Origin of the sequence: Metallococcus carri, assembly GCF_011440275.1 — a bacterium.
GTDB classification, from domain to species: Bacteria; Actinomycetota; Actinomycetes; order Actinomycetales; family Dermatophilaceae; genus Metallococcus; species Metallococcus carri.
In genome coordinates, this window is the sequence record NZ_JAAOIV010000001.1 from 37,091 (window position 1) to 57,174 (window position 20,084).

17 protein-coding genes are annotated in these 20,084 nt (G+C 70.1%); 10 read left to right on the forward strand and 7 right to left on the reverse strand.

From position 1 onward, the window contains the following. The first annotated feature begins 25 nt into the window (after window positions 1–25). Window positions 26–553 (forward strand): hypothetical protein, encoded by a 528-nt coding sequence (locus tag G9U51_RS00190; RefSeq protein ID WP_166191480.1) that lies wholly within the window; start codon window positions 26–28, stop codon window positions 551–553. 59 nt (window positions 554–612) lie between these two features. Here G9U51_RS00190 and hemW read toward each other — a convergent pair whose 3' ends face one another. From hemW to G9U51_RS00205, 3 genes are all read right to left on the reverse strand, one after another. Continuing rightward, complete coding sequence (gene hemW, locus G9U51_RS00195; RefSeq protein WP_166191483.1) at window positions 613–1,830, reverse strand: radical SAM family heme chaperone HemW; 1,218 nt, start codon at window positions 1,828–1,830, stop codon at window positions 613–615. A 102-nt stretch (window positions 1,831–1,932) separates the two neighbouring features. After that, window positions 1,933–3,105 (reverse strand): GNAT family N-acetyltransferase, encoded by a 1,173-nt coding sequence (locus tag G9U51_RS00200; protein ID WP_166191486.1) that lies wholly within the window; start codon window positions 3,103–3,105, stop codon window positions 1,933–1,935. Window positions 3,106–3,141: 36 nt separating this feature from the next. Next, complete coding sequence (locus G9U51_RS00205; protein WP_166191489.1) at window positions 3,142–4,185, reverse strand: YeiH family protein; 1,044 nt, start codon at window positions 4,183–4,185, stop codon at window positions 3,142–3,144. A 247-nt stretch (window positions 4,186–4,432) separates the two neighbouring features. Between G9U51_RS00205 and G9U51_RS00210 the strand changes: the two genes are divergently transcribed. Both G9U51_RS00210 and G9U51_RS00215 read left to right on the forward strand, forming a co-directional pair. Further along, complete coding sequence (locus G9U51_RS00210; RefSeq protein WP_166191492.1) at window positions 4,433–5,887, forward strand: protein kinase domain-containing protein; 1,455 nt, start codon at window positions 4,433–4,435, stop codon at window positions 5,885–5,887. Between the two features lie 19 nt (window positions 5,888–5,906). Next, window positions 5,907–6,791: a LysR family transcriptional regulator gene (locus G9U51_RS00215; RefSeq protein WP_166191495.1), complete on the forward strand. Its 885-nt coding sequence runs from the start codon at window positions 5,907–5,909 to the stop codon at window positions 6,789–6,791. 468 nt (window positions 6,792–7,259) lie between these two features. Here G9U51_RS00215 and G9U51_RS00220 read toward each other — a convergent pair whose 3' ends face one another. From G9U51_RS00220 to G9U51_RS00235, 4 genes are read right to left on the reverse strand one after another with little or no spacing between them, the layout of a single operon-like run. Beyond that, window positions 7,260–7,727: a hotdog fold domain-containing protein gene (locus G9U51_RS00220; protein ID WP_166191498.1), complete on the reverse strand. Its 468-nt coding sequence runs from the start codon at window positions 7,725–7,727 to the stop codon at window positions 7,260–7,262. 35 nt (window positions 7,728–7,762) lie between these two features. Then, a complete protein-coding gene (gene trmB, locus G9U51_RS00225) occupies window positions 7,763–8,470 on the reverse strand; it encodes a tRNA (guanosine(46)-N7)-methyltransferase TrmB (RefSeq protein WP_166191501.1) in 708 nt (235 codons plus the stop codon). 59 nt (window positions 8,471–8,529) lie between these two features. Beyond that, entirely contained in the window at window positions 8,530–10,374 is a 1,845-nt protein-coding gene (gene lepA, locus G9U51_RS00230; RefSeq protein ID WP_166191504.1) for a translation elongation factor 4, read from the reverse strand. 60 nt (window positions 10,375–10,434) lie between these two features. Then, on the reverse strand, window positions 10,435–11,634 hold the full coding sequence (locus tag G9U51_RS00235; protein WP_328823221.1) for an MFS transporter: 1,200 nt from the start codon (window positions 11,632–11,634) through the stop codon (window positions 10,435–10,437). 151 nt (window positions 11,635–11,785) lie between these two features. Between G9U51_RS00235 and G9U51_RS00240 the strand changes: the two genes are divergently transcribed. The 7 genes from G9U51_RS00240 (at window position 11,786) to G9U51_RS00270 (ending at window position 20,051) form a co-directional block, all read left to right on the forward strand. Next, window positions 11,786–12,286, forward strand: coding sequence for a GtrA family protein (locus G9U51_RS00240; protein WP_328823222.1), 501 nt, complete (start codon window positions 11,786–11,788; stop codon window positions 12,284–12,286). A gap of 364 nt (window positions 12,287–12,650) precedes the next feature. Beyond that, window positions 12,651–13,733, forward strand: coding sequence for a phosphotransferase family protein (locus G9U51_RS00245; RefSeq protein ID WP_166191510.1), 1,083 nt, complete (start codon window positions 12,651–12,653; stop codon window positions 13,731–13,733). A gap of 58 nt (window positions 13,734–13,791) precedes the next feature. Continuing rightward, the gene (gene aceB, locus G9U51_RS00250) at window positions 13,792–15,408 is read left to right on the forward strand and encodes a malate synthase A (protein WP_166191513.1); all 1,617 of its coding nucleotides are present in this window, start codon (window positions 13,792–13,794) and stop codon (window positions 15,406–15,408) included. A gap of 68 nt (window positions 15,409–15,476) precedes the next feature. Then, a complete protein-coding gene (locus G9U51_RS00255; RefSeq protein ID WP_235945261.1) occupies window positions 15,477–17,030 on the forward strand; it encodes an FAD-linked oxidase C-terminal domain-containing protein in 1,554 nt (517 codons plus the stop codon). Further along, complete coding sequence (locus G9U51_RS00260) at window positions 17,030–18,214, forward strand: FAD-binding oxidoreductase (protein ID WP_166191516.1); 1,185 nt, start codon at window positions 17,030–17,032, stop codon at window positions 18,212–18,214. The genes G9U51_RS00255 and G9U51_RS00260 overlap by 1 nt, the downstream gene beginning before the upstream one ends. Continuing rightward, window positions 18,214–19,539 carry a (Fe-S)-binding protein gene (locus tag G9U51_RS00265; RefSeq protein WP_166191519.1) on the forward strand — a complete coding sequence of 442 codons (1,326 nt, stop codon included), beginning with the start codon at window positions 18,214–18,216 and terminating at the stop codon, window positions 19,537–19,539. Before G9U51_RS00260 ends, G9U51_RS00265 begins: the two co-directional genes overlap by 1 nt. Further along, window positions 19,536–20,051 (forward strand): type II toxin-antitoxin system PemK/MazF family toxin, encoded by a 516-nt coding sequence (locus G9U51_RS00270; protein ID WP_166191522.1) that lies wholly within the window; start codon window positions 19,536–19,538, stop codon window positions 20,049–20,051. The genes G9U51_RS00265 and G9U51_RS00270 overlap by 4 nt, the downstream gene beginning before the upstream one ends. Window positions 20,052–20,084 lie beyond the last annotated feature (33 nt).

The following is a 20,084-nucleotide window of genomic DNA, read 5'->3' on the forward strand; positions in this document are numbered from 1 at the left end:
TGGTACCGCTACCGCCGGTCCCGCGATGGCAGCAGCAGGCGGGTCGCAGCAGACGACCTCTGCGCGACCGACCGCTGGTGTCACCAGCGTTCCGGTGACCGGCACCTTCGCTGACGGCTCGACCTTCAGCGGTGCGATCAGCAACCTGCGCGCCTTCACCCAGAACGGCGTGCTCATGGTGACCGGCACCATCACCGGCACCGGCCTGCCCGCCGGCGGCACGACCTTCACCGCGCCGCTGAAGGCGTCGGTGCCGAACGCCGCTGCGGCTCCGGCTGCGGCGACGGGCGCGGCTGCTCCGGCCGCCGCCAAGGGCTGCAACGTGCTCACCCTCAACCTGGGCCCGCTGCACCTCGACCTGCTCGGTCTGGTGATCGACCTGGCGCCGGTGAACCTCAACGTCACCGCTGTGCCGGGTGCCGGCAACCTCCTCGGCAACCTGCTGTGCGCCGTGGCCGGTCTGCTCGACGGCGGTGGCCCGCTCAGCGGGATCACCGGGCTGCTCAACAACCTGCTGTCCGCGCTCGGTCTGGCGGCCCCCAAGGTCGTCTGACCCGAACTCACGGGTTGCCGCGACTCGACTTCGGCTCGGCCGCGGCAACTCGTGCATGCTCAGCCGATAAGTCGGTGAACGACCGTATCGGCCAGCAACCGGCCGCGTTGCGTGAGGACCACCCGGTGCTCACGCAACGCGGCCGGCCCATCGATCAGCCCGTCGGCGATGAGGCCGGCGATGGCGGATCGGGCACCCGGCGCCAGGACTGCGATCGGCAGGCCCTCAGCGCGGCGGATGCCCAACAGGACACGCTCGTCGGAGCGCTGGGCCGGCGTGAGCAACTCTCGTCCGGCGCCCGGCGAGCGTCCTGCTGCCAGGCGATCGGCATACGCGCGGGGGTGTTTGACATTCCACCACCGAACGCCGCCGATATGGCTGTGCGCGCCCGGGCCGAAGCCCCACCAGTTGGCGTCCGACCAGTAGAGGTCGTTGTGCCGGCAGCGCAGGTCGGGCTCGGCGGCCCAGTTGGAGATCTCGTACCAGCGGTAACCCGCTTGTGCCAGAAGCGAATCCGCGAGCTCGTATTTGTCCGCCTCATCGTCATCGTCCGGCATCTCGACGTCGCCGCGCCGCACCTGGGCAGCCAGCTTGGTGCCCTCCTCGACGACGAGCGCGTAGGCACTGATGTGGCCGGGTGCGAGCGCGATCGCGGCCTCCAAGGACCTCCGCCAGTCCTGCAGCGACTCCCCTGGCGTGCCGTAGATGAGGTCCAGGCTCACCTGCAGGTTCAGCTCGCGGGCCGCTTGCACCACGCGTCCCACATTGGCCGGATCGTGAGTCCGCTCAAGGGTTTTCAGCACGTGCGGCACTGCCGACTGCATGCCGAGGCTGACCCGGGTGAAGCCACCGTCGCGCAGCACGGCGAGCGACTCGGTCGTCACGGAGTCGGGGTTGGCCTCGGTGGTCACCTCCGCGCCGTCCGCCAGGCCGAAGGTGCGGCGCAGCGCGTCGAGCATCCGCACCAGATCGTGCGCGTCGAGCATCGTCGGCGTGCCGCCGCCGACGAAGACCGTCTCGATCTCGGGGGGCTCGCCGAGCACCTGGGCCGCGAGCTCCACCTCGCGCTCGAGCGTCGCGGCGTATGACGTGATGCCGGCTCCCGGGCCGAGCTCGCCGAGCGTGTAGGTGTTGAAATCGCAGTAGCCGCAGCGCACCCGGCAGAACGGCACGTGCAGGTAGGCGCCGAATGGCTTGTCCCGCAACGCTTTCAGCGCGTCAACGGGCAGCGCACCGTCGGACGGGACGGGCTCACCGTCGGGGAGGGCGCTCGGCATACCTGCCATTGTCACTCCCGCGGTGGCGGTGGCCGGTGGTGACCCCGGCCGCCTCGGCAGGTGGTCGCTATTGCCGCCAGATTCCTCTACTACGGGTGTCGGTCAGAAGTACTCGGACATGAAGGGTGCACAGGCGAAGATCGCGTCGAGGGCGGCCTCGTCAGCATCACCCTCGGCCAGCCCGGCGTCGCGCAACCGCTGGACACTCCAGCCGCACCAGAGAGCGGCCAGCCCGCGCGCCCCGACCCGCAGTCCGGGTTGGTCGCTGCGTTCGACCACCCCGGCCCCGTCGGCGATCGAGATCCGCCAGTCGCCGGTGTTGTGCGCCAGGTCGTCGTCGGTGACCGTGATCGTCGCCGTCGCATTCACGTATGCCGAAAACCCCCGTGCGGCAACGGCATTCGGCAGGTCCACCACCCTTGCCATCCACTGCCAGTCCTTGCGGTCGGTCGCTGGATTGCTGCCGACGCGCAACAGGATCGGGTCACGCGGGTCGACATACGCCTCGATCGTCTCGGCGGTCGAGGAACCCGACCCGACGACGGCCCACAGGTCGGCGAGCACCCGCCCGTCCCGGCCGGCGACGGTCTCGACGGTCAGCACCCCGTCCTTGAGCCCGTAGGCGACGACGCCGACGGGTCGCCCGTTCTCGACCGCGAGGTAGTGGGCCATCTCCGGGTCGGCGAGCTGCACCGCCCAGGTGGCCGCGGGCGGCGCCTTGGGCCCGGACTGGCGAAGGCGCGCCTGGTGCTCTCGCACCAGGCGCTCAATGACGTCGGCGTCGTCGACGGTGGCTTCGCGGATAGTGCCGTCGGCGCGCGGCAGTCGATGGAAGTCGTTCGTGGACAACGTCATCCGCGGCAGGCCGCCACCGGCTTCATAGCCCACGACCCGATAGAGCGCCGGCACCGAGGCGTAGAGGCAGCTCACGACATCGCCGAGTTCGTGCATGCGGGTGAGCAGCGCCCGCATCATCAACGACGCGACACCGCGCCCGCGCACCCGGGGATCGACGACCACACCGGCGACACCACCCATCGGCAGATGCCGGCCGCCCCACACCTGCTGGAACCCCCACGCTCGTGCCGAGGCGACGAGCTGATTGTCGGGGTCGACCACGGCGAGCCAGCGCCCGTCGATGGTCTGCTGGATCGAATGCTCGAACCACGCACCCTCAGAGCTCCCCGGCCCGAACGACCGGGTGCGGACCTGCAGGATGCGATCGATGTCGTCGCGGGTCACGTCGCGCACGCGGAAGTCCATGAGGTCAGCCAAACACTGCGGGGTACTGCCCGCAACGGCGAATCGTGGTCAGGAGGCGAGCAGCACTCCGGCGAGACCGACGACGGCCACGATGACGGTGCTGATCAGCGCCAGGACGAAGGGCTTGGGCCCGACCTTCTTCATCGTGGCGATCCGCACACCGCAACCGAGGGCGAACATGGCGGCGGCGAGCAGGAAGGTCTGCGCCTGCTTGAGCCAGTCGAGCAGGGCGGTCGGCACCGGCAGGGTGCTGCGCACGGCCACCATCGCGATGAAGCCGAGCACGAAGAGCGGCACGAGGGGCGGCAGGGTGATCTGCGCGTCAGTGCCCTGACGGGTAATCTCGCGGCGGCGCTGCCAGCCGAGGACCGCCATCACCGGTGCAAGCATCAGCACCCGGGCGAGCTTGACGACCACGGCGACTGCGAGGGCCCCACCACCGATCGCGCCGCCGGCAGCGACGACCTGGGCGACCTCGTGGATCGAGGCTCCGGCCCACAGCCCGGCGGTGCGATTGGACAGGCCCATGGCGCCGGCCAGGAACGGAACGATCGGGATCATCAGCGTGCCGAAGATGACGACGAGCGCGACGGAGGTCGCCACCTCCTCCTCGTCGGCGTCGATCACGCCGTCGGCCGCAGCCACGGCCGCCGCGCCACAGATCGAGAAGCCACAGGCCACCAGCAGACTCTGAGTGGGACTCAGACCCATCGCCCGCCCGATGAACGTCGTCACGAGGATGCCGATCGCGACGACGGCCACGACCGTGACGATCATCCCCGCGCCGAGACCGAGCACCGTGCTCACCGACAGCTGCAGACCGAGCAACACGATGCCGAGGCGCAGCAGCTTCTTGCCCGAGAACTGCAGACCCGGCTGCACCGCCTCGGGCAGCCGGACAACATTGGCGACGATCGCGCCGAGCACGATCGCGACCAGCAGTGGGGAGGCAATCGCGTTGAATCGATTGACGATGACGCCAATGAGCGCACCCCCGCACGCCAGCAGCAGGCCGGGCAGATATCGACGGACGCCGGGCTGTGAGGACGGCGGCGTCGAGGATGCGGCCTGCGGTGCGACAGTGCTGGTCATGCACTCAGCGTGCTGCCGGGCCACCTTCGCCGGTAGCCGTCAGTTGCGCATCGCTCCCATATCCAACGGAGAGGTATGCCGATGCATGCCGAGCAGCCCCTCGGCCCGGGCCGCATCGCCGCACCCGGCCGGGTCAACCCGCCGGTGATGCGGAGCCCGAGGTCCCCCGCACGCGTCTGTCACCAGGACGGACGACACGCGCCGCGGCCTGACTAGGCTGCACGCGAGACGAAGGGAGGACGCGCTCATGCAGCATCAGGCGGGGGTCAGCATTGGCGGCCGCTATCGGCTGGTCGAGCCGATCGCGGTCGGCGGCATGGGTGAGGTCTGGCACGCGCGCGACGAGGTCCTCGACCGGCCGGTCGCCCTCAAACAGGTGCGGCCCGGTCTCGCGGGCGACCCCCAGTTCCTCGAACGGTTCCGCGCCGAGGCGCGCAACGCAGCACAGCTCGCCCACGGCAATATCGCCCAGGTGCACGATTACGGCGAGGCCGGCGGGTCGGCATACATCGTGATGGAACTCGTTGACGGACAGCCACTTTCGAGCATCATCGCCGAGCGTGCTCCGCTGCCCGAGACCGACGCGGTGCACCTGCTCGCGCAGGCCGCACTCGCGCTGCACGCGGCGCACGTCAAGGGCATCGTGCACCGCGACGTGAAGCCGGCGAATATCGTCGTCGACGGCGACGGCACGGCCAAGCTCACCGACTTCGGCATCGCCCGCGCCCGCGATTCCAGCTCGATCACCCGGGCCGGTGAGGTGCTCGGCACCCCGCAGTACCTCGCGCCGGAGGCGGCGCTGGGCCAGGAGGTCACTCCGCTGGCCGATGTCTATGCCCTCGCGGTGGTCGGTTATGAGTTGCTGGCCGGGTGTCTGCCGTTCAGCGCGGACACCGCCGTGGGGTTCGCGCTCGCGCATGTGAACCAGCCGGCGCCCGAGTTGCCGTCGACGGTGAGTGACCGGCTGCGCGCTTTGATCCACGAGGCAATGGCCAAGGACCCGGCGCAGCGACCCGCCAGCGCGGCTCGCTTCGCGCAGGGGTTGCAGGAGGCGATCGGTGGCGCGGTCACCACGCTGCGCATCCCGGTGCGGGCCGCGCACGCCGCGGCCCCGACGCCAGAGGCGCCGACGGTGATCGCCGCGGGGCCCGACGACGCGACCGTCATCACCCGCCCGGAACCGGAGAACACGCCCACACCGGCACTCGAGCTGCAACGCGGGCAGAACGCCCCGCTGAGTTCGCCGGGCCTGCGGATCAGGGTCGAGGCTGCCGGCGCCGTCGCGCTCGACCTGGTCGCGTGCGAGCTCGGCGCCAACCGCACGGCCCTCGGCGACGACTCGCTCGTCTTCTACAACCAGCCCGCGTCCCCCGACGGCGCGGTGCGCCTGGATGGGGACGGTGGGATCGAGATCGACACCAATTCCCTTGGGCCGCAGGTGCATTCGGTGGCCGTCGGGGTGGCGATCGACGATGCGACAACCCTCGGTGCGATCCGCGACCTGCGCACCCAGATTGTGGGTCTGGGTGGCACGAGCGAGGAGCGCTTTCACCTGCAGGCGAGCTTCGAGGACGAGCGCGCTGCGCTGCTCGTCCTGCTTTACCGGCGCGGCGACCAGTGGAAGCTGCGCAATGTGGCCGCTGGCTGGGCCGATGGGTTGCCGGCGATGGTGTCCGCCTTCGGGATCGACGTCAGCGACTGACCCGTCCTATCCTCCGGACATGACGACCTGGCCGGAGCCCGTGGCGCTCGAACTGCTGGTCGCCGTCGCCGACCACGGCAGCCTCGGCGCGGCCGCCCGCGTGGTTGGCGTCGCGCAGCCGAACGCTAGCCGGTCGATCAGCCGACTGGAGCGCCACCTCGGCACGACGCTGCTCGTGCGCAGCACCAGCGGTTCGACCCTCACCGGAGCCGGGCTGCTCGTCGTGGACTGGGCCCGCGAGGTGCTGAGCGCCTACGCCCGGCTGCGTGATGGGGCGGACGCCCTCGCCAACACCGGTGCCGGGCGGCTGACGGTCGCTGCGAGCCAGACGGTGGCCGAGCACCTGCTGCCCGCCTGGCTGACGACGCTGCGCGAGCAGAACCCGGACATCGCCGTGACCGTGCACGTGCGCAACACCGCCGAGGTCGTGCAGGAACTGCTCGAGGGCCGATGCGATCTCGGTTTCGTCGAAGGGCCCAACGCGCCGACCGGTGTGCACACCACCGTCGTGGCCCGCGACGAGCTTGTCCTGGTGGCCGCCCCGTCTCACCCGTGGGCGCGGCGCCGGTCACCCGTGACGCGCGCGGAACTCGTGGAAACGGACCTGATCACTCGCGAGGAGGGGTCCGGGACTCGGGTTGCGCTGGACATCGCGCTCGGCACCCCGGCGCGGTCGGCACTGGAGATGCCGAGCAATGCGGCGGTGCGCGTTGCGGTCAGCTCGGGCGGGGCACCGGCGGTGCTGAGCCGGCTGGCCGTGGCTGACGCGCTCGCGTCGGGTGCACTGGTGCAGGTGCCGATCGCTGATCTGCACCTCGCCCGGCAGTTGCGAGCGGCGTGGACCGGACCGCGGCAATTGCGCGGTGTCGCCGGTGACCTCGTCGCCATCGCCCGCCGCCGCTGAGCGAAGCGCGCTCCCGCCCCCGCCGAGCGTCCGCAGATCCGCACCACCGCTCGTGCGCCCACGCGGACGCCTCCCCCGGCATACGGCGAGCGTCCGCAGATCCGCACCACCACTCGTGCGCAAATGCGGACGCCTCCCCCGGCATACGGCGTGCGTCCGCAGATCCGCACCACCGCTCGTGCGCACACGCGGACACACCAGCACACCCCCGCCCGGCGTCCGCAGATCCGCAGCACCGCTCGTGCGCCCACGCGGACGCCTCCCCCGGCATACGGCGAGCGTCCGCAGATCCGCACCACCGCTCGTGCGCCCACGCGGACGCCTCCCCCGGCATACGGCGAGCGTCCGCAGACCCGCACCACCGCTCGTGCGCCCACGCGGACACACCAGCACACCCCCGCCCGGCGTCCGCAGATCCGCAGCACCGCTCGTGCGCACACGCGGACACACCAGCAAACCAACCGCGGATCAGGACGAAGTGCGCGTCACCCAGACCGGGATCGACCCCTCGACCACCCGCGTGCCGTCGGGCAGCGTGGCAAGGCATTGCACGTCCACCTGGAACGGCGGCTCGCCCGCCCACTGCTCGGGCGTCGTGCGGGTTTCGCATTGCACGTCGGTCGTGACCTTGGCGAGGTAGTCGAGCCGAATTCCCTTGGGAATCCAGCGCATTCCCCGCGGCACCGTCGCCTCGCAGAGCAGGCCCATCGCCGCCTCCATGCCATTGGCGACGGCGATCGCGTGCATCGTGCCGATGTGGTTCTGCACCGCGCGCCGTTTGCGCAATCGCACCACGCCATGATGCGGCTCCATCGTCACGACCTGCGGCCGCACCGTGCGGAAGTACGGCGCCCGCAGCATGTAACCGAGGCCAAAGGCCTGCCGTCCGAAGGGCTTGTCGGCGAGGCGTTGGTAGAGGTCGTGGGTCGAGGTCATGCACCGATGCTACCGGTGAGTAACCTTGCCGGCCCTCAGTTCGACCGAGTGACCGCCAGATCACGCACCACCCGGCCGGCGCGCAGCCCCTTCGCCTCGAACCGCGTCATCGGCCGCAGCTCGAACCGCGGAGCGAAACCGCCATACCACCCTCGTGGATCCTCTTGCGCGTCAACGGGATCGGCGGCCCGACCGGCATACGGATTGGTGAACGACGGACACCCGGAGACGACATCCCGCATCACCCACGCATAGTCCGCCCAGTCGGTCGCGAGCCGCCACACCCCACCTGGCGCGAGGATTGACGCGACCCGCTCCGCGAACTCCGGCGTCACCAGCCGGCGCTTGTGGTGCTTGGCCTTCGGCCACGGGTCGGGGAAGAAGGTCCACACCTCCTGCACCGTCCCTGGCGTGATCATCGACAGCGCCTGGGCGGCGTCGGCCACCGCGATGCGCAGATTGCCGACGCCGTCGTGCACCGCCTTGGCAATGGTCTGGGCGGCCCCGGGCCGCCATACCTCGAAGGCGAGGAAGTCGACCTCGGGCAGCGAACCGGCGGCATGCACGACGCAGTCCCCCGACCCCGAACCAATCTCGACGATCAGCGGTGCGACCCGGCCGAACTCGCGCTCCTGGTCCAGCCGGTATGCCGGGTCGATCGTGGTCCCGGGGCCGTCGAAGGGCAGGTCGAGCAGGTATGCCGGCCCGTGCACGTCCAGCGCCCGGTGATGGCGCGCCGGCATCCGCCCGCCCCGGCGCGTGAACGACCGATTGCGCGCCAGCGGACGCGAATCGCCTTGTGTCACTTGGCTTTTGCCTTCTCCGGGGCATCCTGGGACAGGGCGGCGATGAAGGCCTCCTGCGGCACTTCGACCGAGCCGACCATCTTCATCCGCTTCTTGCCCTCCTTCTGCTTCTCCAGCAGCTTGCGCTTGCGGCTGATGTCGCCGCCGTAGCACTTGGCGAGCACGTCCTTGCGGATCGCGCGGATGTTTTCGCGGGCGATGACCCGGGCGCCGATCGCGGCCTGGATCGGCACCTCGAACTGCTGCCGCGGGATGAGTTCCTTGAGCTTGCCGGCCATCATCACGCCATAGCTGTAGGCCTTCTCGCGGTGCACGATCGTGCTGAACGCGTCGACCTTGTCGCCCTGCAACAGGATGTCGACCTTGACCAGGTCGGCGGTCTGCTCACCGTCGGGCTCGTAGTCGAGCGAGGCGTAACCGCGGGTGCGCGACTTGAGGGAGTCGAAGAAGTCGAAGACGATTTCGGCGAGCGGCAGCGTGTAGCGCATCTCGACCCGGTCCTCGGACAGATAGTCCATGCCCCGCAGCGACCCGCGGCGCGACTGGCACAACTCCATGATCGCGCCGATGAACTCGCTCGGCGCGAGGATCGTGGCGCGCACGATCGGCTCGGTGATCGAGTCGATCTTGCCTTCGGGGAACTCCGAGGGGTTGGTGACGATGACCTCGCGGCCGTCGTCGAGGCGCACCTGGTAGACCACCGACGGCAGCGTCGAGATGAGGTCGAGGTCGAACTCGCGCTCGAGCCGCTCGCGCACGATCTCCAGGTGCAGCATGCCGAGGAAGCCGACCCGGAAGCCGAAGCCGAGCGCTGCGGAGGTCTCCGGCTCGTAGACCAGCGCGGCATCGTTGAGTTTGAGCTTGTCCAGCGCGTCGCGCAGGATCGGGTAGTCCGAGCCGTCGATCGGGTAGAGCCCCGAGAAGACCATCGGCTTGGGGTCGCGGTAGCCGCCGAGCGCCTCGGTCGCGCCGCCCCGCTGGGTGGTCACCGTGTCACCGACGCGGGACTGGCGCACGTCCTTCACACCGGTGATGAGGTAGCCGACCTCGCCGACGCCCAGCCCCTCGGCCGGTGTCGGCTCGGGTGAGATGACACCGATCTCGAGCAGCTCGTGGGTGGCCTTGGTCGACATCATCTGGATGCGTTCTCGCGGCGTCAGCTCGCCGTCGACCACCCGGACATAGGTGACGACGCCGCGATAGGTGTCGTAGACCGAGTCGAAGATCATCGCCCGGGCGGGCGCGTCCGGGTTGCCGACCGGCGCCGGGAACTGCTTGACGATCTCATCGAGCAGGGTCTCCACGCCTTCGCCGGTCTTGCCCGACACGCGCAGGCAGTCGGCCGGGTCGCCGCCGATCAGCCCGGCCAGCTCCTCGGCATACTTCTCCGGCTGCGCAGCCGGTAGGTCGATCTTGTTGAGCACCGGGATGATCGTGAGGTCGTTCTCCATCGCCAGGTAGAGGTTGGCGAGGGTCTGCGCCTCGATGCCCTGCGCCGCGTCGACGAGCAGCACCGCGCCCTCGCAGGCGGCCAGCGATCGGGACACCTCGTAGGTGAAGTCGACGTGCCCGGGAGTGTCGATCATGTTGAGGCAGAAGGTCTCTCCGCCGGATTCCCACGGCATCCGCACGGCCTGGCTCTTGATCGTGATGCCGCGCTCGCGCTCGATGTCCATCCGGTCGAGATATTGCGCGCGCATCGCCCGCTCGTCGACGACACCGGTGATCTGCAGCATCCGGTCGGCGAGGGTGGACTTGCCGTGGTCGATGTGGGCGATGATGCAGAAATTGCGGATCTGCTCCGGTGGCGTCGCTGCAGGCTGCAGCGCGGTGCGGGCCATGGGAGACAAGGACTACCTCTGGGGTCTTCGGGCGGGAACGCTCCAGTCTCCCACGTTCGCTCAGCTGGTCTGCAGCCGTGCCGCGCTGCGAGCGGTATGGCGTCCGAGGGCTGCCGAGGCCAGCGTCACCCCGATGCCGGCGAGCGCCAGGAACGCCCCGACCCGGCTCGGCCACTCGTAGCCGAGGCCGCCCGCGAGCACCAGCCCGCCGAGCCAGGCGCCGACCGCATTGGCGATATTGAGGGTGGAGTGGTTGAGCGCCGCGGCGAGCGCCTGACCCTCGTGGGCGACATCCATCAGCCGGGTCTGCAGCATCGGCACGAGGATCGAGGGCAGCACCCCGAGCAGGAAGACCGCCGGCAGCGCGGTCAGGCGACTGTGGGCGGCATACCCGAACACACTGAGCAGCGCGGCGATGGCGGCCAGGCTGAGGAAGATGCCGCGCAGCAGCCCGACCCGGGAGACCGGTCCGGCGAGGAAGGCACCGGTCGTCATACCGATGCCGTAGACGATCAGCACCCACGGGATCGCGGCGGTGGAGAAACCGGCGAGCGTCGTCATCGTCGGGGTGATGTAGGAGAAGGTCGAGAACATCCCGCCGAAGCCCACGATGCCGATGAGCAGTGCCAGCCAAACCTGCGGGCGGCGCAGGGCGGACAGCTCGGAGCCGATCGTGGCCTCGGCGCTGCCGCCGGCCTCCGGCACGAAGCACCACACCGCGGCCGCCGCGAGCAGGGCGATGACCGCGACCAAGCCATAGGGCCAGCCCCAGCCGAGCCGCTGCCCGAGCGCCGTGGCGACCGGCACGCCGACGATATTGGCGACGGTGAGCCCGGCCAGCACCATCGAGGTGGCCCAGGTGCGCCGGGCGGGCGGCACGAGCGCCGAGGCCACCACCGAGGCGATGCCGAAATAGGCGCCGTGCGGCAGCCCGGCGAGGAAGCGCGCCGCCAGCAGCGTGCCGTAGTTGGGCGCAAAGGCGCTCGCCGCATTGAAGACGGCGAAGGCCACCATCAGCCCGATGAGCAGCACCCGCCGCGGGACCCGGGCGCCGACCATGGCGATCGCCGGCGCACCGACGACGACCCCAAGGGCGTATGCCGACACGATGCTGCCGGCCGTCGGAATGTCCACCGAGACGCCGTGGGCGATCTCGGGCAGGATGCCCATGGTGACGAATTCCGTTGTGCCGATGGCGAATCCGCCGATGGCGAGGCTGACGAGGGCACGACCGACGGAGACGGACGACAGGCTGGGCACGCACGAACTTTCGACGCAGGAGGGGCAAACCGCTCCAGCCTGACACGAGCGATCGCAGGCCGCGAATCGACCCCATGGCCGGTGCGGAACCGGGGCGGTCATCCTGCTCGTCTACCCTGTCGTTGCCCGTCCACAGCCCTCGGAGGACCCCGTGATCGCCCGCTTGCGCGACGCCATGACCATGGTCTGGCGCGAACTCGCGAAGTTCGGCATCGTCGGCGCGATCGCCTTCGTGGTCGACATGGGTGGTTTCAACTTGCTGGTGAGCGGCCCGCTCGCGCACAAGGTCACCACGGCCAAGATCGCGAGTGGTCTCGCCGGCACTGTGGTCGCCTGGCTCGGCAACCGCTATTGGACCTTCCGGCACCGCCGCGGTCGTCCGGTGCAACATGAGGTGGCGCTGTTCTTCCTCGTCAACGGGATCGCGCTCGCGATCTCAGCCGGCTGGGTCGCCTTCGCGCACTACGCGCTGCACGCCACCGGCACCGCGATGCTCAACCTGCACGCGCTCATCGGCATTGGCCTCGGCACGATCTTCCGCTTCTGGACCTATCAGAAGTTCGTCTTCGCGCACGAACCGGTCGCCGGGCCACCGGCCGAGCCGGTCGCGCCGGCCGGTGCGGCTCCCGCCACGCACGTCGAGAGCCGCTGAAACCCGGGTGCGCCACCGACCACCGCTTGGCCGCAGACCCTGACAGCGCCTCACCACCCCCGCCACCGTCAGCACCACCGGCCACGGACAGGCCGCAACCCCTGACAGCGGCCCACCACCCCCGCCACCGTCAGCACCACCGGCCACGGACAGGCCGCAACCCCTGACAGCGGCCCACCACCCCCGCCACCGTCAGCACCACCGGCCACAGACAGGCCGCAACCCCTGACAGCGGCCCACCACCCCCGCCACCGTCAGCACCACCGGACACGGAACGCCCGCGCCATCACAAAAGTCTCCACAATGGCGATTTCCCCAGCCGGACCGCCACAACGTCCCGGTCACCTCAACAAAAGTCGCCACGATGGCGACTTCCACCACCGGACACGGAGCGCCCTCAATCTCGGGTGCGCTCACGGCGGACGTCCGGCAGGCTGACGTGATGGGCAGCCACCCCGAGGTCGACTACACCGCCACCGCGCGCCGCGAAACCTGGGCGCAGGTGCCCCCACCGGTGCGAGCGGCCATCGAGGAATCCCTGGGCGCCGAGGTCGCACACGCCCATCCGCCGGTCGGCAGCGGCTTCGGCGGCCAGTTCGCCGGACGGCTGGACCTGGCCGACGGGCGGGCAGTCTTCGTCAAGGCCGCCTCGCGCGACACCCTCGCCTTCCAGGCGGACTGTCTCGCCCGGGAAGCCGCCCTGCTCGCCTCCCTCCCCTCCGGTATGCCGACCGCGCGGCCGCTCGCTCACCTCTCGCCGGACGGGTGGGAGGTGCGGGCGCTGGAACACCTCGAGGCGAGACATCCCGGTGCACCCTGGACGCACGAAGACCTCGACGCCGTCTACCTCGCCTGCGAGGCCGTTGCCGAGCTGACCACGCCGGTGCCGGCCGGCATACCGGCCACGCCTTACGCGGGTCACGGCGGTCCGCCGCAAGTGGCGCGGGCGCGGGCGGCGCTGGCCGACGGCAGCTTCCGCCTGCCAGACGCCTTCGCCTCCGACGAGCAACTCGCCAAGGTGCTGTCCGAGCGCGGGGCCGAGCTCGCGGCATACGCCGGGAGGACGACCGAACTGGTCGGAAACTCGTTGTCGCACAATGACCTTCGCCCCGACAACATCTTGATCACCCCCACCGGTGCGGTGCTGGTCGACTGGAACTGGACGCTGCAGGCACCCGCCTGGCTGGACTTCGCTGGCTTGTTGCCGATGGCCCACCGACAGGGACTCGACGTCGAGCCGTGGCTGGAGCGGCCACTCTTCGCAGGCGTCGATCCCGAACTGATCGACGTCTTCCTGGCCGATATCGCGGTCTACATGCTCGGCCAGCTGGACCAGCCGCCCCCGCCCGGCGTCACCGAGTGGATGGCGGCGCATCGAGCGGTCTTCGCGCACGACTTCGCCAGGTGGTTCGCCCATCGCCGACCACGCCGCGTCGCCCCTTGGTAATCTTCCAGTAAGCGACCAATTACTTCCGCACTGCGGAAAATATGCTCGGAGGCGACCGATGTCTGACCAGTCCCAACCGACCACCCTCTCGCTCCCCGACGGCGTCGAAGTCACCGGCGATCTCGGCCCGCGCTACGAGGAGATCCTCTCGCCCAAGGCGCTGCAGCTGATCGCGAAGCTGCACCGCGAGCTCAACGGACGCCGGCTGGAGCTGCTCGCCAAGCGCAAGGAGGTCGTCGACGCCGTCGCGAACGGTGAGGACCTGCACTTCCTGGACGAGACCAAGGAGGTGCGCGAGGACGACAGCTGGCAGGTGGCGCCGCTCGCCCCGGGGCTGGAGGACCGGCGGGTCGAGATGACCGGCCCGACCGACCGCAAGATGGTCATCAACGCGCTCAACTCGGGCGCCAAGGCCTGGCTCGCCGACCAGGAGGACGCCAACACCCCGATGTGGGCCAATGTGGTCGAGGGCCCGCTCAACCTGCTCGACGCGATCGACGGCTCGATCGACTTCACCTCGCCCGAGGGCAAGGAATACAAGCTCAAGGGCGGCGTCGAGGAGCAGCCGACGATCATCGTGCGCCCGCGCGGCTGGCACCTGCCGGAGAAGCACATCCTGGTCGACGGCGAGGAGACCTCCGGCTCGCTGGTGGACTTCGCGCTCTACCTCGTTGCCTGCGGTCAGAAGCAGATCGACCGCGGCCACGGCCCCTACTTCTACCTGCCGAAGATGGAGTCCTATCTCGAGGCGCGGCTGTGGAATGACGCCTTCACCATCGGCCAGGACTTCGTCGGCATCCCGCAGGGCACGATCCGCGCGACCTGCCTGATCGAGACCTTCCCGGCCGCCTTCCAGATGGAGGAGATCCTCTACGAGCTGCGCGACCACTCCTCCGGCCTCAACGCCGGCCGCTGGGACTACCTGTTCTCGGCGATCAAGACCTACCGCACCCGCGGCGCCGACTACGTGCTGCCGGACCGCAACACGGTGACGATGACCGTGCCGTTCATGCGTGCCTACACCGAGCTGCTCGTGCGCACCTGCCACAAGCGCGGCGCCTCGGCGATCGGCGGCATGGCGGCGTTCATCCCGTCCAAGGACGAGGCGGTCAACAAGAACGCCTTCGACAAGCTCGCTGCCGACAAGAGCCGCGAGGCCGGTGACGGCTTCGACGGATCCTGGGTCGCCCACCCCGGCATGGTCCAGGCCTGCGCCGAGGAGTTCACCAAGGTGCTCGGCGACAAGCCCAACCAGCTGGACAAGAAGCGCGAGGACGTCCAGGTGACCGCCGAGCAACTGCTCGACGTGAAGTCGACGCCCGGTGACGTGACCGAGGAAGGCGTGCGCGCCAATATCGACGTCGCGCTGCAGTATCTGCGCACCTGGCTGCAGGGGCGCGGTGCCGTCGGCATCAACAACCTGATGGAGGACGCGGCGACCGCCGAGATCTCCCGCTCGCAGATCTGGCAGCAGATCAACAACCAGGTCAAGACCGCCGACACCGACACCCTGATCACCAAGGACTTCGTGCTCAAGCTCGTCAACGAGGTCATCGCCGACCTGCCGGGCGAGGCGTCCGAGTGGCAGGAGGCCAAGGACACCTTCCTGGAAGTCGCCGTCGCCGACGACTACGCCGACTTCCTCACCCTCCCGGCCTACTCCCGTATGCCGTGAGCCCCAGCGGTCGGGCGGGCCGTGCCGCCCGCCCGACCGTGACCGAACCGGACCGATGGAGCCAGCCGATGTCCGAGCAGCACAGCGACCCCAGGATGAGCCCGACCACGGCGAATTCCCCTGACCCCCAGGACAATTCGCAGGAGGCCCAGCCGACGGCATACGGCTCGGTGCAGGCCGTGATCGAGCGGCTGCGCGCGAGTCTGCCGGCCGAGATCCTGGTGACCGACCGCACCAGCCTGCGCACCTACGAGTGCGACGGGCTGCTGCATTACCGGGTGATCCCCGCGCTGGTGGTGCTGGCGCGCGACGCCGAGCACGTGCGCACGGCCGTCGCGGCCTGCGCTGCCGAGCGGGTGCCCTTCGTGGCGCGCGGCTCGGGCACCGGCCTGTCCGGTGGTGCGCTCCCTCACGCCGACGGGGTGCTGATCGTCACCTCGCAGTTGCGCGAGATCCGCTCGGTGTCGCCCGAAGACCAGCGGGCAGTGGTCGACCCGGGTGTCATCAACCTGCAGGTCAGCGAGGCGGCCCGGCCGCTCGGTTACTACTTCGCGCCCGATCCCTCGAGCCAGCAGATCTGCTCGGTGGGCGGCAATGTCGCCGAAAACTCCGGCGGTGCGCACTGCCTGAAATACGGCTTCACCACCACCCACGTGCTGGCGGTCGACCTGGTGACGCCCGAGGGCGAGCAGGTCACGCTCGGCACGACGGCTCCCGATGCCCCTGGCTACGACCTGCTCGGTGCGGTCGTCGGCTCGGAGGGCACGCTCGGCGTGGCCACCTCGGTGACCGTGCGGCTCACCCGCACCCCGGAGGACGTGCGCACCCTGCTCGCCGGCTTCCGCAGCGTCGAGGATGCCGGTGCGGCGACCTCGGCGATCATCGGCTCGGGCATCGTGCCGGCGGCGATCGAGATGATGGACGCCCTGGCGATCGAGGCCGCCGAAGCCGCCGTGTCCTGCGGTTATCCGGCCGGGGCCGGCGCGGTGCTCGTGGTCGAGGTCGACGGCCCGACCGAGGAAGTCGAGCAGGAGTTCGCGCTGATTGAGGAGCACTGCCGCGCCAACGGTTCCTTCGAGCAGCGGGTCGCGGTGGACGACGCCGAACGAGCGGCCGTATGGCGCGGTCGCAAGTCCGCCTTCGCCGCGGTGGGCCGGATCAGCCCCGACTACATCGTCCAGGACGGTGTCATCCCGCGGACCGCCCTGTCCCAGGTGCTGCGCCGGATCGAGGAACTGTCGGCCGAGCGCGGCGTGCGGGTTGCCAATGTCTTCCACGCCGGCGACGGCAACCTGCACCCGCTGGTGCTCTTCGACGACTCGGTCGAGGGCCAGGGCGAGCAGGCCGAGGAGGTGTCTGGGGCGATCCTCGACCTGTGCCTTGAGCACGGCGGATCGATCACCGGCGAACACGGCGTCGGTTCGGACAAGGCCAAGCACATGCCCAAGATGTTCACCGCGACCGATCTGGACACCCAGCAGATGGTGCGCTGCGCGTTCGACCCGGCGGGCATCGCCAATCCCGGCAAGGTCTATCCCACGCCTCGGCTGTGCGGTGAACGCCCGGGCCGTCGCGCCGAGCCGCACCCGGCCCAGGCTGCCGGCCTGGCCGAGGTCTTCTGATGGCGGCACTGGACGGCATCGCGGCCGACCTGCGCGAGGCGACCGACGCCGACGCGGTCGACGGTGTCCGGCCCTCCGTGGTCGCCTGCCCCACCACCGAGGACGAGGTCAGCGAGGTGCTTGCCGCGGCCGCAGCGGACCGGCTCACGGTCACCGTGCGCGGCGCCGGCAGCAAACTGAGCTGGGGTATGCCGCCCGCCTCGTGCGATCTCGTGCTCGACCTGTCCGAACTGGACGAGGTGATCGAGCACCAACCAGGCGACCTGATCGTCTCGGCCCGCGCCGGGACGCCGCTCTCGCGGGTGCAGCAGGTGGTGGCCGAGCACGGACAGCGCCTCGCCATCGACGAACTCGTGCCCGGCACGACCGTCGGCGGGCTGATCGCGACCAACCTCAGTGGGCCGTTGCGGATGGCGGCCGGTGGTGTGCGCGATCTGGTCATCGGGGTGACGGTCGCCCGAGCCGACGGTGCGCTCGCTCGCTCCGGCGGCAAGGTCGTGAAGAATGTCGCCGGCTATGACATGGCCAAGCTGATCATCGGCTCGTTCGGCACGCTGGCGGTCGTCACCCAGGCGTACTTCCGGCTGCACCCGATCCCCGCCGCCCAGCAGTGGCTGACGATCGAGGCGCCGTCAGCAGGAGAGGCGGCGGACCTGCTGGCGAAAGCCGTTCATTCCCAAGGGGTTCCGTCGGCCGTGGAGATCTCGGCAGCCCCCGGTCAGCCCGCCACGGTGGCGGTGCTGCTCGCCGGCACCGAGCGCGGTGTCGAGGCCAGGATCGGCCGGATCCGCGAACTGCTCGGGCCCTCGTGCCAGCCGGCGGACCTGGGTGCGGCGCGGCTGCCCGAGGGCGGCATACGGCTGAAGCTCACCAGCAAACTGTCCGCGGTCGCCGAGGTGACCCAGGCGGCGGTCGACCTCGGGTTCAGCGTGCGGGGCAGCGCCGGAGCCGGCATCCTGCACGCCGCCGCGGACAACATCGACCTGCCTCACGCGCTCGCGCGACTGCGCGAGGCGACCGCCGCTGCCGGCGGCGCCGCAGTGGTGCTCGACGCGCCGACCGATCTCAAACGCACGGTCGATGTCTGGGGCCCCGTCGGCGGCCTGGAGATCATGCGCCGGGTGAAGGACCAGTTCGATCCGGACCACCGGCTCTCGCCGGGACGATTCGTGGGAGGCATCTGATGACCGAGCTGGGCATCCCGCAGGTGCGGGGCGCATTCGATGACCACCGGCCGCCGAGCCCCGAGCTCATCAGCGACTGCGTGCACTGTGGCTTCTGCCTGACCACCTGCCCCACCTATGTGCTCTGGGGTGAGGAGATGGACAGCCCGCGCGGGCGCATCCACCTGATGAAGACCGGCCTCGAGGGCGAGCCGCTGGACGCGCAGATGGTCGAGCATTTCGACGCCTGTCTGGGCTGCATGGCGTGCGTCACCGCCTGCCCGAGTGGTGTGCAGTACGACCGGCTGATCGAGCAGACCCGCGCCCAGGTCGAGCGCAATCATCGGCGCTCGCCCGCCGACCGGGCGCTGCGCGAAGGCATCTTCAAGCTGTTCCCCTACCCGCGGCGACTGAAAGCCCTGCGTGGTCCGCTGCGGCTCACCCAGCGCCTGGGGCTCGACAAGGCCATCGCCAAAACCGGTGTGCTGGAACGCATTTCGCCGTCCCTGGCGATGCTCAACGCGCTCACCCCGAAGCTCACCGCACCCGAAAAGCTGCCGGCCGTCATACCGGCTGTCGGTGAGCAGCGCGCGACCGTGGCGATGCTGACCGGCTGCGTGCAGGACGCCTTCTTCGGCGGCGTCAACGCCGCGACCGCGCGGGTGCTGGCCGCCGAGGGCTGCCGGGTGGTCGTGCCGCCCTCGCAGGGTTGCTGCGGTGCGCTGTCCGGGCACTCCGGCCGCGAGGAGGAGGCGCAGGGCTTCGCGCGACGGTTGATCGAGACCTTCGAGGCGTATGACGTCGACGCGATCGTGGTCAACGCCGCCGGCTGCGGCAGCGCGATGAAGGATTACAGCTTCCTGCTCGAGGACGACGCCGAGGTCGATGACGCTCGGGTGCGCGTGTTCCGCGACAAGGTGCGCGACTTCTCCGAGTTCCTCGTCCAGCTCGGCCCGGTCGCCGAGCGGCATCCGCTGCCGGTCACCGTCGCCTATCACGACGCCTGTCACCTGGGGCACGCCCAGGGCATCCGCACCCAGCCGAGGCAACTGCTCGCCGGCATCCCCGGCCTGCAGGTCAAGGAGATCAAGGACGCCGCGATCTGCTGCGGCTCCGCGGGCATCTACAACGTGCTCCACCCCGAGGCCGCGCACGACCTGGGCGAACGCAAGGCGCGCAATGTCGCCGACACCGGCGCCGATCTGCTGGTCACGGCCAACCCGGGCTGCATCATGCAGATCTCGCTCGAACTCGACCGCCAAGGACGAGGTATGCCGAGCGCCCACCTGGCGACGGTGCTCGATGCGTCCATCGCCGCTCGTCCGGTCCAGGACCTGCTGGCATGAGGCGATTGCTGGACCGCGCCCGCCGCGCTCTGACCCCGCGCTCGCGTCGGGCACCCGACCCGCAGCGCGGCGCGCCGGCGGGCACCGAGCCCGCGCGCCCGGCATACCGCGGTGACTATCGCGGTCTGCCGCCGATGAACTATGCGCCCAAGCCGGACGGCCGGCCCGACCCCGGCGAGATCGTCTGGGCGTGGGTGCCCTTCGAGGAGGATCCAAGCCAGGGCAAAGACCGGCCGGTGCTGCTGATCGGTCGCGACGGGGCCGACCTGCTCGGGCTCTACCTGACCTCCAAGGACCACGAGCGCGATGCCGCACAGGAGCGGCGGGCCGGGCGTCTCTGGCTCGATCTTGGCAGCGGCGACTGGGATGTGCGGCGCCGGCCGAGCGAGGTGCGGATCAACCGCGTGCTGCGCATCGACGAGACCACGGTGCGCCGGGAGGGTGCGGTGCTGGATGCAGCGCGCTTCGAGCAGGTGACGATCGCCGTGCGGGCGGCCTACCAGACTTCCTGACACCGGCCGCGCTGTTTTCCGATACCGTAAGTA

Coding starts and splice junctions, on each gene's coding strand:
- G9U51_RS00270 (WP_166191522.1), top strand. CDS start 19,536: ATGAGGCGATTGCTGGACCGCGCCCGCCGCGCTCTGACCCCGCGCTCG.
- G9U51_RS00205 (WP_166191489.1), bottom strand. CDS start 4,185: ATGACCAGCACTGTCGCACCGCAGGCCGCATCCTCGACGCCGCCGTCC.
- G9U51_RS00215 (WP_166191495.1), top strand. CDS start 5,907: ATGACGACCTGGCCGGAGCCCGTGGCGCTCGAACTGCTGGTCGCCGTC.
- aceB (WP_166191513.1), top strand. CDS start 13,792: ATGTCTGACCAGTCCCAACCGACCACCCTCTCGCTCCCCGACGGCGTC.
- trmB (WP_166191501.1), bottom strand. CDS start 8,470: ATGCCGGCGCGCCATCACCGGGCGCTGGACGTGCACGGGCCGGCATAC.
- G9U51_RS00265 (WP_166191519.1), top strand. CDS start 18,214: ATGACCGAGCTGGGCATCCCGCAGGTGCGGGGCGCATTCGATGACCAC.
- G9U51_RS00210 (WP_166191492.1), top strand. CDS start 4,433: ATGCAGCATCAGGCGGGGGTCAGCATTGGCGGCCGCTATCGGCTGGTC.
- G9U51_RS00260 (WP_166191516.1), top strand. CDS start 17,030: ATGGCGGCACTGGACGGCATCGCGGCCGACCTGCGCGAGGCGACCGAC.
- G9U51_RS00255 (WP_235945261.1), top strand. CDS start 15,477: ATGTCCGAGCAGCACAGCGACCCCAGGATGAGCCCGACCACGGCGAAT.
- G9U51_RS00220 (WP_166191498.1), bottom strand. CDS start 7,727: ATGACCTCGACCCACGACCTCTACCAACGCCTCGCCGACAAGCCCTTC.
- lepA (WP_166191504.1), bottom strand. CDS start 10,374: ATGGCCCGCACCGCGCTGCAGCCTGCAGCGACGCCACCGGAGCAGATC.
- G9U51_RS00190 (WP_166191480.1), top strand. CDS start 26: ATGGCAGCAGCAGGCGGGTCGCAGCAGACGACCTCTGCGCGACCGACC.
- hemW (WP_166191483.1), bottom strand. CDS start 1,830: ATGCCGAGCGCCCTCCCCGACGGTGAGCCCGTCCCGTCCGACGGTGCG.
- G9U51_RS00245 (WP_166191510.1), top strand. CDS start 12,651: ATGGCGACTTCCACCACCGGACACGGAGCGCCCTCAATCTCGGGTGCG.